Source organism: Pseudomonas sp. CCI1.1 (assembly GCF_034348165.1).
Taxonomy (GTDB): domain Bacteria; phylum Pseudomonadota; class Gammaproteobacteria; order Pseudomonadales; family Pseudomonadaceae; genus Aquipseudomonas; species Aquipseudomonas paracarnis.
On sequence record NZ_CP133780.1, the window covers coordinates 3,252,433 to 3,267,987 of the forward strand.

12 protein-coding genes and 1 pseudogene are annotated in these 15,555 nt (G+C 61.7%); 10 read left to right on the forward strand and 3 right to left on the reverse strand.

Annotated features, from left to right (window positions below; translation table 11 throughout):
• Positions 1 to 128 precede the first annotated feature (128 nt).
• Entirely contained in the window at positions 129 to 1,085 is a 957-nt protein-coding gene (locus RHM69_RS14615; RefSeq protein WP_014719751.1) for a glucokinase, read from the reverse strand.
• On the reverse strand, positions 1,082 to 2,908 hold the full coding sequence (gene edd, locus RHM69_RS14620) for a phosphogluconate dehydratase (protein WP_014719752.1): 1,827 nt from the start codon (positions 2,906 to 2,908) through the stop codon (positions 1,082 to 1,084). The genes RHM69_RS14615 and edd overlap by 4 nt, the downstream gene beginning before the upstream one ends.
• Before the next feature lie 221 nt (positions 2,909 to 3,129).
• Here edd and gap point away from each other — a divergent pair, with 221 nt between their 5' ends.
• The 8 genes and pseudogenes from gap to RHM69_RS31105 all read left to right on the forward strand — a co-directional run bounded on the left by gap (position 3,130) and on the right by RHM69_RS31105 (position 12,178).
• Positions 3,130 to 4,131 carry a type I glyceraldehyde-3-phosphate dehydrogenase gene (gene gap, locus RHM69_RS14625; RefSeq protein WP_014719753.1) on the forward strand — a complete coding sequence of 334 codons (1,002 nt, stop codon included), beginning with the start codon at positions 3,130 to 3,132 and terminating at the stop codon, positions 4,129 to 4,131.
• 211 nt (positions 4,132 to 4,342) lie between these two features.
• Complete coding sequence (locus RHM69_RS14630) at positions 4,343 to 4,861, forward strand: RNA polymerase sigma factor (protein WP_003193922.1); 519 nt, start codon at positions 4,343 to 4,345, stop codon at positions 4,859 to 4,861.
• A gap of 74 nt (positions 4,862 to 4,935) precedes the next feature.
• A complete protein-coding gene (locus RHM69_RS14635; protein WP_019817338.1) occupies positions 4,936 to 5,904 on the forward strand; it encodes a FecR family protein in 969 nt (322 codons plus the stop codon).
• Between the two features lie 115 nt (positions 5,905 to 6,019).
• Positions 6,020 to 8,584, forward strand: a complete 2,565-nt coding sequence (locus tag RHM69_RS14640; protein WP_200600722.1) for a TonB-dependent receptor — start codon at positions 6,020 to 6,022, stop codon at positions 8,582 to 8,584.
• Between the two features lie 137 nt (positions 8,585 to 8,721).
• Positions 8,722 to 9,330, forward strand: a complete 609-nt coding sequence (locus RHM69_RS14645) for a biliverdin-producing heme oxygenase (protein WP_014719756.1) — start codon at positions 8,722 to 8,724, stop codon at positions 9,328 to 9,330.
• A 169-nt stretch (positions 9,331 to 9,499) separates the two neighbouring features.
• Complete coding sequence (locus RHM69_RS14650) at positions 9,500 to 9,901, forward strand: YbaN family protein (protein WP_014719757.1); 402 nt, start codon at positions 9,500 to 9,502, stop codon at positions 9,899 to 9,901.
• A gap of 279 nt (positions 9,902 to 10,180) precedes the next feature.
• Positions 10,181 to 11,320 (forward strand): annotated as a pseudogene (locus tag RHM69_RS31100) (HAMP domain-containing protein); the annotation flags it as partial.
• 102 nt (positions 11,321 to 11,422) lie between these two features.
• The gene (locus RHM69_RS31105; RefSeq protein WP_370706227.1) at positions 11,423 to 12,178 is read left to right on the forward strand and encodes a methyl-accepting chemotaxis protein; all 756 of its coding nucleotides are present in this window, start codon (positions 11,423 to 11,425) and stop codon (positions 12,176 to 12,178) included.
• A 135-nt stretch (positions 12,179 to 12,313) separates the two neighbouring features.
• Here RHM69_RS31105 and RHM69_RS14660 read toward each other — a convergent pair whose 3' ends face one another.
• Positions 12,314 to 12,877: an NAD(P)H nitroreductase gene (locus RHM69_RS14660; RefSeq protein WP_003193928.1), complete on the reverse strand. Its 564-nt coding sequence runs from the start codon at positions 12,875 to 12,877 to the stop codon at positions 12,314 to 12,316.
• Positions 12,878 to 13,017: 140 nt separating this feature from the next.
• On the opposite strand from RHM69_RS14660, the gene RHM69_RS14665 reads away from it, so the two are divergent.
• Together RHM69_RS14665 and RHM69_RS14670 are read left to right on the forward strand one after the other, a co-directional pair.
• The gene (locus RHM69_RS14665; protein ID WP_200600595.1) at positions 13,018 to 14,457 is read left to right on the forward strand and encodes a di-heme oxidoredictase family protein; all 1,440 of its coding nucleotides are present in this window, start codon (positions 13,018 to 13,020) and stop codon (positions 14,455 to 14,457) included.
• Between the two features lie 31 nt (positions 14,458 to 14,488).
• Positions 14,489 to 15,553 (forward strand): imelysin family protein, encoded by a 1,065-nt coding sequence (locus RHM69_RS14670; RefSeq protein ID WP_032902722.1) that lies wholly within the window; start codon positions 14,489 to 14,491, stop codon positions 15,551 to 15,553.
• Positions 15,554 to 15,555: the final 2 nt, after the last annotated feature.

Genomic DNA, 15,555 nt, shown 5'->3' on the forward strand with positions numbered 1-15,555 from the left:
TTGTTGTTATGGCCTGACTTAAATCATCGGGTGCGCTTTAGGCCGTCATCGCAGGCAAGCCAGCTCCCACACTTGGAATGCATTCCGGACTGTGGGAGCTGGCTTGCCTGCGATGGCGCCATTATGACCTATGCAAAAGCTTGCTCAAGCGCCACACCCGCCCCAGTCAGCCCGGAATACGGCGCCGTCACCAACCACACTGGAATACCTTTGAAGTAGTCGCTCATGCAGCCTTTATCCGCGAAGCTTTTGGCGAAACCACTGGCGATAAAGAAGTCGGCAAACCTCGGTATCACCCCACCCACGATGTACACGCCACCGCGTCCACCGGTGGTCAAGACGTTATTGCCCGCCACCCGGCCCAGCCAGATGCTGAACTGGTCCAATACTTCCATCGCCACCGGATCGCCGGCCAGGCCCGCCGCCGTGATGGCTTCGGGGGTGTCGAGCACCGGCTCATGCCCATCCACCGCACAAATCGCCCGGTACAGCCGTGGCAGGCCGCCACCGCTTAACGCGGTTTCGGCGCTGACATGCCCGATCTCGCTGTAGATGTGTTGCCACAGCTGGGTTTCCCGTGGGCTGCTCAGGGGCAGGTCGACATGCCCACCCTCCCCCGGCAATGCTGCCCAACGGCCTGCGCCGAGGTCCAGCAAGGTGCCGACACCAAGACCCGTACCTGGGCCGATCACCACGGCCGGGCGCAAGGGCTCCGGCGTGCCTTCGCAGACCACGCGGAATTCGTCGGGCTTGAGCCGGGTCATGCCCAGGGCCATGGCCGAGAAGTCGTTGACCAGCAACAGTTCATCCACCTGCAGGGCCTGGCAAAACGCGGTTTTGCTCAGGCGCCAGTGGTTGTTGGTGAACTTGAATTCATCGCCGCTCACCGGCCCGGCCACCGACAGGCACACCGCACCGATGTCGCCGATTTCCAGGCCTTCCTCTTTGAGATAGACCTTGATCGCCTCTTCAGGGCTGCCGTGATCCGCCGTGGCATGCACGCGGATCGAATGCAGTTCCTGATCCCGCCATAACGCAAAACGGGCGTTAGTCCCCCCGATGTCACCGACCAGCGCAAGCTTCACTTAAGCGTCTCCAAGGCAGAGGTAAAGGCGCTGGCGCCCTGCTCTGCGGAGCTTGCGGCCAAGCGCATGAATGCAAACAGCTCGCGACCGGCTCCCACGTTATTGCCCAACAGGCCCGTGGCAGGCGTGCGCGCTGCAAATACTTCGGCGTCCACCTTAAGCTCCAGGGTGCCGGTAACGCCATCCACACGGATGATATCGCCATCCTGGACCCGCGCCAGCGGCCCGCCGCTCTGGGCTTCGGGGTTGACGTGGATCGCGGCAGGGATCTTACCCGACGCGCCGGACATTCGCCCATCTGTCACCAGCGCCACCTTGAAACCACGGTCCTGCAACACGCCCAGGAACGGGGTCATCTTGTGCAGTTCCGGCATGCCGTTGGAGCGCGGCCCCTGGAAGCGCATCACCGCGACAAAGTCTTTTTCCAACAGGCCAGCCTTGAAGGCATCGGCCAGGTCCTGCTGGTCCTGGAACACCACCGCGGGCGCTTCGACAACCTGATGCTCCGGCGCTACCGCCGAAACCTTCATCACGCCACGGCCAAGGTTGCCTTCCATCACGCGCAAGCCGCCTTCCGGCGAGAACGCACGGGCCACCGGGCGCAGGATGGTTTCGTCGAGGCTTTCGATCGGGCCGTCGCGCCAGACCAGCTCGCCATCCACCAGGAAAGGTTCCTGGATATAGCGGCTCAGGCCCTTGCCGGCCACGGTGTTGACGTCTTCGTGGAGCAGGCCGGCTTCCAGCAGTTCGCGGATCAGGAACGACATACCGCCCGCCGCCTGGAAGTGGTTGATGTCAGCCTTGCCATTTGGATACACGTGGGACAGGGTCGGCACCACCTCGGAGAGGTCGGCCATGTCCTGCCAGGTCAGGATGATGCCTGCCGACATGGCAATGGCCGGCATGTGCAGGGTGTGGTTGGTGGAGCCGCCAGTGGCGTTGAGCGCAACGATGGAGTTGACGATGGACTTCTCGTCGACAATCTCGCCAATCGGCGTGAAGTTGCCATTGGCCTTGGTCAAACGCGTGACCTGGTGCGCAGCTTCACGGGTCAACGCATCCCGCAGGGGCGTGTACGGGTTGACGAACGAAGCGCCAGGCAAGTGCAGGCCCATGACTTCCATCAGCAACTGGTTGGTGTTGGCGGTGCCGTAGAAAGTGCAGGTGCCGGGGCTGTGGTAGGACTTCATCTCCGATTCCAGCAGTTCTTCGCGGCTGGCCTTGCCTTCGGCATAGCGCTGGCGCACGTCGGCCTTCTGCTTGTTGGAGATACCCGAGGGCATCGGCCCGCCTGGCACGAAAATCATCGGCAGGTGGCCGTAGCGCAGCGCGCCCATCATCAGGCCAGGAACAATCTTGTCGCAGATGCCCAGCATCAGCGCGGCGTCGAACATGTTGTGGGACAGCGCTACCGCCGTGGACATGGCAATGACTTCACGGCTGAGCAGGCTCAGTTCCATGCCCGGCTCGCCCTGGGTCACGCCGTCGCACATGGCGGGGGTGCCGCCGGCGAACTGGCCGACCGAGCCGACTTCGCGCAGAGCCTTTTTGATTTGTTCGGGGAAATGCTCGTAGGGCTGATGCGCCGAGAGCATGTCGTTATAAGAAGAAACAATTGCAACGTTGGCGGCATTCATCATGCGCAGGCTGTTTTTGTCTTCGGTGCCGCAACCGGCCACGCCGTGGGCGAAGTTGGCGCATTGCAGCTTGCCGCGCATCGGACCGTCGCTGGCTGCGCCGCGAATGAGCGCAAGGTAAGCCTCGCGGGTGGCGCGGCTGCGGGCGATAAGCCGTTCGGTGACCTCAAGAACGCGGGGATGCATGTATAGAACTCCAGGCTAACGGATGTGGCGACCTGAGAGTCTATGCTGATCAAACGCCCACGGCTCATGGGATGGCAGGGGGTCGTTTGGATCATCGGACCAGTTGATTCAGGTCACTCGTTGTAGATTGAACAAAATATTGCCACTAAAAAGGCTTGTTTTCTATTTTTATGCGAATAATCTTGTAATTCTTACAACAAATCGACGACAGGCACTTTCCGATGACTCTTCGAATCGCAATCAATGGTTTTGGCCGTATCGGCCGTAATGTCCTGCGCGCACTGTATACCCAAGGCTATCGCCAGGATCTGCAGATCGTCGCCATCAACGATTTGGGCGACAGTTCGATCAATGCCCATCTGCTCAAGTACGACACCGTACACGGCACTTTCGACGCAGAGGTTGCCCACGATCAGGAAAGCCTGACCGTCAATGGTGACCGGATTGCCGTGAGTGCCATTCGCAACCCCGCCGACCTGCCGTGGGCTGCGCACAAGATTGACGTGGTGTTCGAATGCACCGGCCTGTTCACCGACCGTGACAAAGCTGCCGCGCATATTAGCGCTGGCGCGCGCAAGGTGATCATCTCCGCCCCGGCCAAAGGCGCGGACGCGACTGTGGTCTACGGGGTAAACCATGACATTTTGCGTCAATCCCACCAGATCATTTCCAACGCATCGTGCACCACCAACTGCCTGGCGCCGGTCGCCCAGGTGCTGCATCGCGAGATGGGCATCGAAAGCGGGCTGATGACCACTATTCACGCCTACACCAACGACCAGAACCTCACCGACGTGTACCACACCGACCCGTACCGCGCGCGTTCGGCCACCCAGAACATGATCCCGAGCAAGACCGGCGCCGCTGAAGCGGTGGGCCTGGTGCTGCCGGAACTGGCAGGCAAGCTGACCGGCATGGCGGTGCGTGTTCCGGTGATCAACGTGTCGCTGGTGGACCTCACCGTGCAGTTGAAGAAAGAAGCCACGGCCGATGAAGTCAACGCCCTGCTCAAACACGCCAGCCAGCATTCGAAGATCCTCGGCTACAACACCCTGCCGCTGGTTTCCAGCGACTTCAACCATAACCCGCTGTCGTCGATCTTCGACGCTAATCACACCAAGGTCAGCGGCAAATTGCTCAAAGTGCTCGCGTGGTATGACAACGAGTGGGGCTTCTCCAACCGTATGCTGGATAACTGCCTGGCGTTGTGTAACGCCGAGTAACTCCACAAGATCGACCAGATCGTTCCCACGCTCTGCGTGGGAATGCCACCCTGGACGCTCCGCGTCCTGCTCTTAAAGTTGTGACGCGGAGCGTCACAGGATGTGTTCCCACGCAGAGCATGGGAACGAGCGGCAATCCACAGAAATAGCCACTTGCCATTTCAGTTGATGATAAGCATTATCATTCACTGCAAATCGGTCTGGTATCACTGTGAGCCAATCTCGCTTCAACCACGTCTTCCTCACCCAACGGGTGATCCTGCTACGAACTCTGCAACGCATGGTGCATAACCACAGCACTGCCGAGGACCTGTTGCAGGAAACCTACCTGCGCGTGACTCGGGCCCTGAGCGAGCGGCCAATCGACCACCTTGAACCCTTTGTCTACCAGACAGCCCGCAACCTGGCGCTGGATCACTTGCGTTCGCGCAGGATTCAGGCGCGTACCCTGCAGGAGGATGTCCCGCTGGATGTCCTGCAAAGCGTCGCCGCGCCGGCCAGCACGCCGGAGGAAGCTACCCAGGCAGAGCAGCTGCTGGAGCACCTGAGTGTCAGCCTCGGCCAGTTGAGCGCCCGCCAGCAGCGGATTTTCATCCTCAGCCGCCTGCACGGTTGCAGCTACCAAGAGATTGCCGATCAATTGGGCGTGTCCTTGAGCACAGTGCAAAAGGAACTCAAATTGATCATGGCTATCTGTGTGGGTGTGGCCGAACGGCTGGATCAGCCTTAAGCTTCACCCGACAGAGGTGTCGATCCAAGCTGTAGGAAAAATGAATAAAACGTGGCGAAGACCCGAGGAACACCGTGACGGACCCGAATAAACTGCGCCCCCATGCGTTGGCTCATGAGGTGTTGCAAGACGCGGCCATGGACCAAGCCCTCGATTGGCTGATCGCCTTGCAGTGCCCGCAACCTGGGCAGCAGGCCGCGTTCGACGCCTGGCTGGCCCAGGACCCGGCGCATGTCCACGCCTTCAGCAAGGCCCAGGCCGCCTGGGGTGACGCGCCGGTACACAGCGCCGCCGTGGCCCTCGCCGCACCGCGCAAGCCCAGCGGCTGGCGCCGGATCAGACCGCACTGGAAACCCCTGGCCACCGCCGCCGTGTTACTGGTCGGCCTGTTCAGTTTCAGCAACCTGCCGGTGCGTTTGCAGGCCGACCATCTGACGGTGGTGGGCGAGCGCCAGCGCCTGCAACTGGACGATGGCTCCAAGGTGCTGCTGAACACCAATTCGGCGTTTTCCAGCACCATCAAGGACCATCAGCGCATTGCCCGCCTCTACCAGGGCGAAGCGTACTTTGAAATAGCGCCCACCCGTGGCCTGCCGCTGGAGATCGACGCGGGCCCGGTGCGCGCCAGCGTGCGCGACACCGCCTTTGCCGTGCGCTACCTCAATGGCGAAGCCCAGGTTCAAGTGCAGCGCGGCGATGTCGACCTGAGCAACACGTTCGACGATGCCCGCGTGCGCCTGAGCGCCGGTGAAAGCATCCGTATCGGCCCCAAGGGTTTCGGCCAACCGGCCAAGCTCGACCCCAGCAAGGATCTGGCCTGGGTGCAGGGCCGGCTGGTATTCGAAAACTGCCCGCTGAGCGAAGTGCTGGCTGAGCTGCGCCGCTATTACCCCGGCTGGATCGTCAACAACAACGAGCAGTTGGCCAGCGTCGCCGTCACCGGCAACTACCGCCTCGACCAGCCCCTGGACGTGGTGCGCTCTCTGGCTCACATCACCTCGGCCAAGCTGTCGGAGTACCCGGCGCTGGTGATCCTGAACTAAATGAGAATTATTTTTACTCGATATTAACCGGCGATACGTCTCGTTATAGCCAATGCAACTGATTCCTATTTGGTTCGGTTCGCAACTATAAGATTCGTATCCCGGAGCGCTCTCGATGTCCTCTCGTTTCAACCGCCGGTCTGCTTCGCCCGTTTTGTCCTTGCTGACCGCCGCGATCCTGCTGGCTGGTGCGCCCGTCATGAGCGCCACCGCCGCGGAACCTGCCGCTCGCAGCCACGCCAATTACACGTTCAGCATCGAACAGCAGCCACTGGTGTCGGCACTCAACGCCTTCACCGCAGTGACCGGCTGGCAAGTGGGCCTGCCGGCCGAACTGGGCCAGGGCGTGTCGTCCCCTGGCGTGCGCGGCCCGCTGCCAGCGGAAAAAGCCCTGGAGCGGCTGTTGGTGGGGACCAACCTGAGCTATCGCAAACTGGGCACCAACAACATCGTGCTGGAAAAACGTAGCGCCGGCAGCGCCCTCGCCCTGCAACAGGTGACCATCAGCGCCACCCGCAATGAACAGGATGTGAACAGTGTACCGAGCACCGTCAGCGTGCACGACCGCGCAGAACTGGACCGCCAGCACGTCAACAACATCCGTGAACTGGTGCGCTACGAACCCGGCGTCTCCGTCGGCGGCGCCGGTACGCGCTCGGGTAACGCGGGCTACAACATTCGTGGCATCGACGGCGACCGCGTCCTCACCCAGGTGGATGGCGTCGAAGTGCCGGACAATTTCTTCAACGGCCCTTACGCCAAGACCCGCCGCAATTACGTCGACCCGGAAATCGTCAAGCGCGTGGAGATCCTGCGCGGCCCGGCCTCGGCCCTGTACGGCAGCAGCGCCATCGGCGGCGCGGTGAGTTATTTCACCCTCGACCCGGATGACATCATCAAGCCAGGCCAGGACGTCGGCGCCCGCCTGAAGACCGGCTACAGCTCAGCCGACGAGAGCTGGCTGACCTCCGGCACCTTCGCCGGGCGTGTGCAAGACTTCGACGGTTTGCTGCACCTGAGCCAGCGCAATGGCCACGAAACCGAATCCTACGATGGCAACAACGCCACCGGCCTGGCCCGTACCGGCGCCAACCCGGAAGATGCGCGCACCACCAACGTGCTGGCCAAGCTGGGCTGGAACTATGGCGATGACAACCGCCTGGGCCTGACCTACGAGAAGTTCAAGGATGACCGCGACGTCAATCTGGAAAACGCAGTGGGCGGCCCGTTCATCGGTGGTCGGGGCATGAACCTGTACCGCGACCGTCGCGGTAACGACACCATTACCCGCGAGCGCTTCGGCCTGGAAAACACCTTCGCCCTGGAGTCGCCGATTGCCGACCGCATCAAGACCAGCCTCAACTACCAGATCGCCAAGACCGACCAGACCACCGCCGAAATCTACCAGGCCGGCCGTCGCGTCTTGCGTACCCGCGACACCCTTTACGAAGAAAAACAGTGGGTCTTCGACGCGCAACTGGACAAAGCATTCAGCCTCGGCGAAACCGACCACCAAGTGACCTACGGCACCACCCTCAAGCAGCAGAAAGTCACCGGCTCACGCGAAGGCTCGGCCTCGTGCCTGGCCATTGGCGCCGGCTGCACCGCCATCGGCGCGCCCAGCCCATCAGCCAGCGACAGCGTGAAAAAGGCCAGCGACTTCCCCGACCCGACCATCAACACCTACTCGCTGTTCGCCCAGGACCAGATCACCTGGGACAAATGGACCTTCCTGCCCGCCGTGCGTTATGACTACACCCGGCTCAAGCCCAAGCTGACCCAGGAATTCCTCAACACCGTCAACCCGACCGGCGCCTATGCCGTCGATGGCAAAGACAAGACCTGGAACCGCGTCACACCCAAGTTCGGCCTCACCTATGCCCTGACCGACAACTACACCTGGTTCGGCCAATACGCCGAGGGCTTCCGCACGCCGTCTGCCAAAGCACTGTACGGTCGCTTCGAAAACCTCAACCTGGGCTACACCGTCGAACCCAACCCCGACCTCAAGCCGGAAACCAGCAAAGGCATCGAAACCGGGATTCGCGGCAAATTCGACGAAGGCTCTTTCGATATTGCGGTGTACTACAACAAGTACCGCGACTTTATCGACGAAGACAACGCCGTGGTCGGCGGCACCGTGGAGCAGTTCCAGGCGGTCAACATCAAGCGCGCCACCATCAAGGGCGTGGAAGCCAAGGGCCGCCTGAACCTGGATACCTTCGGCGCGCCGAAGGGTCTGTATACCCAAGGCTCGGTTGCCTACACCTACGGTCGCAACGACGACAATGGCGAGCCGTTGAACAGCGTCAACCCGCTCAAGGGCGTGTTTGGCCTGGGCTACGACCAGGACAACTACGGTGGCCTGGTGAGCTGGACCGTGGTGAAAAAACAGAACCGCGTCGACAGCACCACCTTCCACGCGCCCGACGGCGGCACCGACGGCCCGTTCAAGACCCCGGGCTTCGGCATCCTCGACCTGACCGCTTACTACAAAGTGAGCAAAGACGTGACCGTCAACGGCGGTCTCTACAACCTCACCGACAAGAAGTACTGGAACTGGGATGACGTGCGCAGCTACGACAGCGTCGGCGAAGCCGGTGTGACCGGCCCGGCTAACCTCGACCGCCTGACCCAGCCCGGTCGCAACTTTGCGATCAACGTGATCTGGGACATCTGACCCATCCGCCTCACCTCGCCGCCCTTGCAGCCGCGGCGAGGTGAGGATTTTTTACTGTGCCGCGTCTTCTTGTTCGTCTAGTTGATAACAGCTCTCTTCAGGGCACCCAGGCGCTTCTCTTCTCAAGGACTTTTTTCATGACCGCTTCTTCCACCGCAGAACGCCCAAGCCTGCGCTCCCAACGCCTGAACCAGATCACCAACGCGCCGCACACCAAGCTCGACGCCTTGGTGAAAGCTCACGCGCCGTTCGAAACCCAAGCCAACTTCGCCCGTTTCGTGGTGGCCCAGTACCTGTTCCAATCGGAACTGGTGGCCTTGTACAACGATGCCGAGTTGAACCAGATCATCCCTGACCTGGCCGCCCGCTGCCGCGCCGAAGCGGCCAAGCTCGACCTGGCAGACCTGGACACCGAAATCCCGGCCCCGGTTGCCGGCGCGGTGAACAACCCCAGCAAAGCCGAAGCTTTGGGCTGGCTGTTCGTCTCCGAAGGCTCCAAGCTGGGCGCTGCGTTCCTGATCAAGCGCGCCGTGGGCCTGGGCCTGAGCGAAACCTTCGGTGCCCGCCACCTGGGCGAGCCGGCCGGTGGCCGCGCCGAAGGCTGGAAAAGCTTCACCCGCACCCTCGACGGCCTGGCATTCAGTGCCGAAGAAGAAGCTGCCGTGGAAAAAGGCGCGATTGATGCGTTTGTGCGCTTCACCGTGTTGCTGGAACAGGCGTACGCTAGCGCCCCAGAACTGGCGTAAGTGTTCTGGTAATCAGCGGTTCAATGTGGGAGCTGGCTTGCCTGCGATGGCGGTGGGTCAGCTCCAGATATTTAACCTGATACACCGCCATCGCAGGCAAGCCAGCTCCCACACTTGGGTGCATTTCATGGCTGATAATGTGTAAACCTTCCCACCAGAAAACTGCAGCATGACCGGCAAACCCCAATCCTCCTCCAAAATCGCCCAAGTCCTCTTTGGCCTGCTGGCCTACGTGAGCCTGGGGATCGGCTTGGTGGCGATTGTCATACCGGGGTTGCCCACCACCGAATTCATCTTGCTCGCCGCCTGGGCCGCCACCAAAAGCTCGCCGCGCCTCAGCGCCTGGCTGGAAAACCATCGCCTGTTCGGGCCGATCCTGTCCAACTGGCGCAATGGCAAGATCATCGCCCGCCGCGCCAAGGTCAGCGCCACGGTGAGCATGTTGCTGTGCGCCGTGCTGATGCTGGTGATGCTCGATCACGGCTGGCCGGTGTACCTGGCGATTGCCGGGATGAGCCTGGGCAACCTGTGGATCTGGTCCCGCCCCGAGCAGCTCGCACGCCCCGTATAACGGCCGGTGTAGGCATTTTCCTACCGCTCATCGCCTATTTCTCATGAATTGATTTGTGACGCCGATGTTTCAGGTACGGCGCCGAATGGACTTGGCTCTTCTGCGTGCATTCCAACAAGTCCATTCGTGAGTGAACCTATGTTCGACACCCTCTCCATCCGCTTGAAAATCGTGTTGCTGTCCGGCCTGTGCCTGCTGGGTGTGATTGCACTGGTGGTCGGCATCAATATCTACAACACCAACCAGAACGATCGGTTGGTCAGTGATTCAAGCTCACGAATGCTCACCGCCAGCGTTGAGCAGTTGCTGCAATCCAAAGCGGCCGAACAGGCCGGCCACTTGCAGCAGACCTTCGGCGAAAACCTGCTGGTGGTCACCGCCCTGGCCGACCAGATCAAAGACCTGCGTCAGTTGGGCACCCAACGCGCCCTTGAAGCCGGGGCCCTGCGTGAAGAGCTCAACCGCAGCGTCAAAACCGCGTTCGAGCGCAACACCAAAGTGCTGGGCATCTGGTTGTCGTTCGAACCCAACGGGCTGGATGGCAAGGACAGCGAATTCATCGACGACAAGGCACGCGTCTCCAATGAAAAAGGCCGGTTTTCCAGCTACTGGAGTCGTGCTGGCGGCGAAGGCCAGAACACCATCATGGTCGAAGATGACCTGACCAAGACCACCCTCAACCTCAGCGGCACGCCTTACAACATCTGGTACACCTGCCCACGGGACACGCGCAGCACTTGCCTGCTGGACCCGTACGAAGACACGGTGGCCGGTAAACCGGTACTGATGACCACCATTTCCCTGCCGCTGATCGTCGACGGCAAAGTCATCGGCGTCGTCGGCGTGGACATCGCCCTCACCTCCCTGCAAGCGACCACCGATGCTGCGCAGAAAGACCTGTTCAACGGTGCCGCCCACCTGGAGATTCTGTCCAGCACCGGCCTAATCGCCGCCTACAGTGGTGAACCGGCCAAAGTCGGCAAGAACCTGATCGACAGCATCGGCGCCGAAGGCAAGGAGATCGTGCAACTGTTGGCCAATGACCGTCCGGTGATCCGTGAGCAGGACGACACCATTCGTGCCGTGTACCCGCTCAAGCCGATTGCCGGTGCCAAATCCTGGGGCGTGGTGATCAAGCTGCCCAAAGCGGTGATGCTGGCCGACAACGAAAAACTGCAAGCCGTACTCGACGAGGCCCAGGCAACAGGCACGCTAAAAGCCCTGCTGGTGGCCGCCGCCGCTGGCCTGCTGGGCTTGCTGTTGATCTGGCTGACCGCTACTGGCGTGACCCGCCCTATCAATAGCGTGGCCGCCATGCTCAAGGACATCGCCAGCGGTGACGGCGACCTCACCCAGCGCCTGGCCTACGCCAAGAAGGACGAACTGGGCGAGCTGGTGAACTGGTTCAACCGCTTCCTCGACAAGCTGCAGCCGACCATTGCGCAGATCAAGCAAAGCATCACCGAAGCTCGTGGGACGGCCGATCAGTCGTCCGCCATTGCGCGCCAGACCAGCGAAGGCATGCAGGTGCAGTTCCGTGAAATCGACCAGGTCGCCACCGCGTCGAACGAAATGAGCGCCACCGCCCACGACGTGGCCAACAGCGCCTCCAATGCCGCCAGCGCGGCACGCGGCGCCGACCAGTCGGCTCGCGAAGGCATGTCGATCATCGAGCAGAGCACCCGCGATATCACCACCCTGGCCGACGAAGTCAGCAAAGCCGTGGGCGAAGTCGAAGCCCTGGCGGTCAACAGCGAGCAAATCGGTTCAGTGCTGGAGGTGATCCGCAGCATTGCCGAACAGACCAACCTGCTGGCGTTGAATGCAGCGATTGAAGCTGCGCGCGCTGGGGAAAGCGGACGTGGCTTTGCGGTGGTGGCCGACGAAGTGCGCAACCTGGCCAAACGCACCCAGGACTCGGTGGAAGAAATCCGCCTGGTGATCGAGCGTATCCAGAGCGGCACCCGTGGCGTAGTGGCGACCATGCACTCCAGCCAGCATCAGGCGCAGAGCAATGCCGGGCAGATCCATCAAGCCGTGCAAGCCCTGGGCAAGATCAGCGACGCGGTCACCGTGATCAGCGACATGAACCTGCAAATCGCCAGCGCGGCCGAACAGCAGAGCGCGGTGGCCGAAGAGGTCAACCGCAACGTCTCGGCGATTCGCACCGTGACCGAAACCCTCACGGGCCAGGCCACCGAGTCGGCGGCGATCAGCAGCCAGCTCAATGCGCTGGCCAGCCAGCAGATGAAGTTGATGGATCAGTTCAGGGTCTGACTCGGTTCTGAAAACACTAAACATCTGGGTGGGAGCCGGGCTCGCCCGCGATGCAGACAACTCGGTGTATCTGTGAAACCGAGTCGATGCCATCGCAGGCAAGCCAGCTCCCACATAGAGCAGAACAGCGGTGAATTACCGACCGGGCCAAGCCTGGACGAACGGCGTCAGGTCTTCCTTCGGCGCCGTACGCGGTGGGTTCTGCGGTGTGCCCAGGTAGAGAAAGCCAATCACTTCTTCATTCGCCGCCAACCCCAGGCCTTTGGCGACATGGGCCGAGTAGGACAATTCGCCAGTACGCCACACCGCGCCAATACCCTGGGCATACGCCGCCAGCAGAATGCCGTGGGCCGCACAGGCGGCGGCCAGCAATTGCTCGGACTTGGGCACTTTGAAATGCTCTTGCAAGCGTGCAATCACCACCACCACCAGCGGCGCACGCAGCGGGCCGTTCTGGGCTTTATCGATGGCGGCTTGCGGTGCGTCGGCGTCTTGCAGGCGGGCGGCTTCAGCCAACAGCGTGCCCATCTGTTCACGGGCTGCGCCTTCGACGGTGAGGAAACGCCACGGGCGCAGTTGACCATGGTCGGGCGCGCGCATGGCGGCGGCGAACAGCAGGTCGCGCTGCTCCTGGGTCGGTGCCGGGTCGAGCAAACGGGGCACGGAAACACGGTTGAGCAAAGCGTCGAGAGCCTGCATTGGCCACCTCCATAAAAAAATGTGCAGCCATTCTAGCGGGAAAGAATCGGGATGCCACCAAACGATAATTGCTCTTATTCAATCTGCCCTGCCCTGTTAGACTTTGCGCCTTAATTTTCTGCCCTCGTCCAGGAATCTCGATGTTCCGTGCGCTTTTGTACCTGCCTGCAGCGTTGATGGCTTTAAGCCTGACTGCTTGCGATGACGCCCCTCGCTTCACGAAAGCAGAGCCGGGTGAATCGCGGGCCGGTGGCGCGGCGACGGTAAACAAGCGCGACCAGAACGCCTTTTCCCTGCCCTCGGCCAACCTCGCGCTGACGCGGCGCCTGGACTTCAGCGTCGGCAACAGTTTCTTTCGCAACCCGTGGGTGATTGCGCCGTCCACCACCACGGCGCGCGATGGCCTGGGCCCACTGTTCAATACCAACGCCTGCCAGAACTGCCATATCAAGGATGGCCGTGGCCACCCGCCGCTGCCCGACGCGCCCAATGCCGTGTCGATGCTGGTGCGCCTGTCCATCCATCCCTCTATTACAGAGCAGCCAGCCTACGCCAAGCTCATCGAACAGATCGGCGTGGTACCCGAGCCGGTCTACGGCGGGCAACTCCAGGACATGGCCGTACCTGGCGTTGCGCCGGAAGGCAAGGTGCGGTTCGACTACACACCGGTCAACGTCAGATTCAAGGACGGTACGGTGGTTGAATTGCGCAAGCCCGACCTGCAGATCACCCAACTCGGCTACGGCCCGATGCACCCCAGCACACGCTTCTCGGCGCGTATCGCCCCGCCGATGATCGGCCTGGGTCTGCTCGAAGCGATCAGCGATGCCGATATCCTGCGCAACACAGACCCCAAGACCGCCGACAAAGAGGCTATTGTCGGCCGCGCCAATTGGGTCTGGGATGACGCTCAGGCCAAAACTGTCCTCGGGCGTTTTGGCTGGAAAGCCGGGCAGCCCAACCTCAATCAACAAAACGTTCACGCGTTTTCTGGTGATATGGGCCTCACCACGTCTCTGAGACCCTTCGATGACTGCACCGACGCCCAAGTGGCCTGCAAACAGGCGCCCAACGGCAATGGCCCGCAGGGTGAACCGGAAGTCAGCGATAACATCCTGCGCCTGGTGCTGTTCTACACCCGCAACCTCGCGGTGCCCGCACGTCGGGACGTTGGTACGCCGCAAGTGCTGGCCGGCAAGAACCTGTTCTACCAGGCCGGTTGCCAAGGCTGTCACAAGCCCAGCTTCACCACCGCCGCCAATGCAGCCGAACCTGAACTGGCCAACCAGGTGATTCGCCCCTACAGCGACCTGCTGCTGCACGATATGGGCGAAGGCCTGGCCGACAACCGTAGCGAATTCAAAGCCACCGGCCGCGACTGGCGCACCCCGCCGCTGTGGGGTATCGGCCTGACGCAAACCGTGAGTGGTCACACCCAGTTCCTGCATGACGGCCGCGCCCGCAACCTGCTTGAAGCCGTGCTGTGGCATGGCGGTGAAGCCCAAGCGGCGCAGCAACATGTGTTGTCGTTCAATGCCGAGCAGCGTGCCGCGTTGCTGGCGTTCCTGAATTCTTTATAAGCTTTGCCCCACTTACAGAAGGGAGCTCGACATGTTTCGTCCCAAGTTGTTGTTCACCAGCCTCGCCGCCCTGGCCTTGGGCGCCTGCTCGCCCCAAGACCCGCAAGCAGTGACCTCGGCAGCCATCGCCAAGCAAGTGATCCTGCCGACCTACAGCCGTTGGGTTGAGGCCGACCGTCAGTTGGCCGTCAGCGCCCTGGCCTACTGCCAAGGCAAGGAAAGCCTGGACACCGCCCGCGCTGACTTCCTGCACGCACAAAAAGCCTGGGCCGAGCTGCAACCGCTGCTGATCGGCCCGCTGGCCGAAGGCAACCGGGCGTGGCAGGTGCAGTTCTGGCCAGACAAGAAGAACCTGGTCGGCCGCCAGGTCGAGCAACTGGTCAGTGCCCAGCCGCAGATCGACGCCGCGGCCCTGGCGAAATCCAGCGTGGTAGTGCAGGGCCTGTCGGCCTACGAATACATCCTCTACGACGCCAAGCCCGACATCGCCGACGAAGCCCAGAAAGCCCGCTATTGCCCGTTACTGATGGCCATCGGCGAGCGCCAGAAAGTCCTGGCCGAAGAGATCCTGGCCAGCTGGAACAGCACCGACGGCATGCTCGCGCAGATGACCAAGTTTCCGAACCAGCGCTACGCTGATTCCCACGAAGCCATCGCCGACCTGCTGCGCGTGCAAGTGACCGCCCTGGACACCCTGAAGAAAAAACTCGGCACCCCAATGGGCCGCCAGACCAAGGGCATCCCGCAACCGTTCCAGGCCGATGCCTGGCGCAGCCAGTCGTCCCTGCAGAGCCTGGAAGCCAGCCTCGCCGCAGCGCAGACCGTGTGGGTGGGCGTCGATAACAAAGGCCTGCGTGGCCTGCTGCCGGCGGACCAGAAGCCCCTGGCCGAGAAAATCGACGCCGCCTACGCAGCGTCGCTGAAACTGTTCGCCAGCAACCAGCGCACCCTCAACGAACTGTTGAACGACGACGCCGGGCGCCAGCAACTCAACGACATCTACGACAGCCTCAACGTAGTCCATCGCCTGCATGAAGGTGAACTGGCCAAGGCGCTGGGCGTACAACTGGGCTTTAACGCCAACGACGGTGACTGATG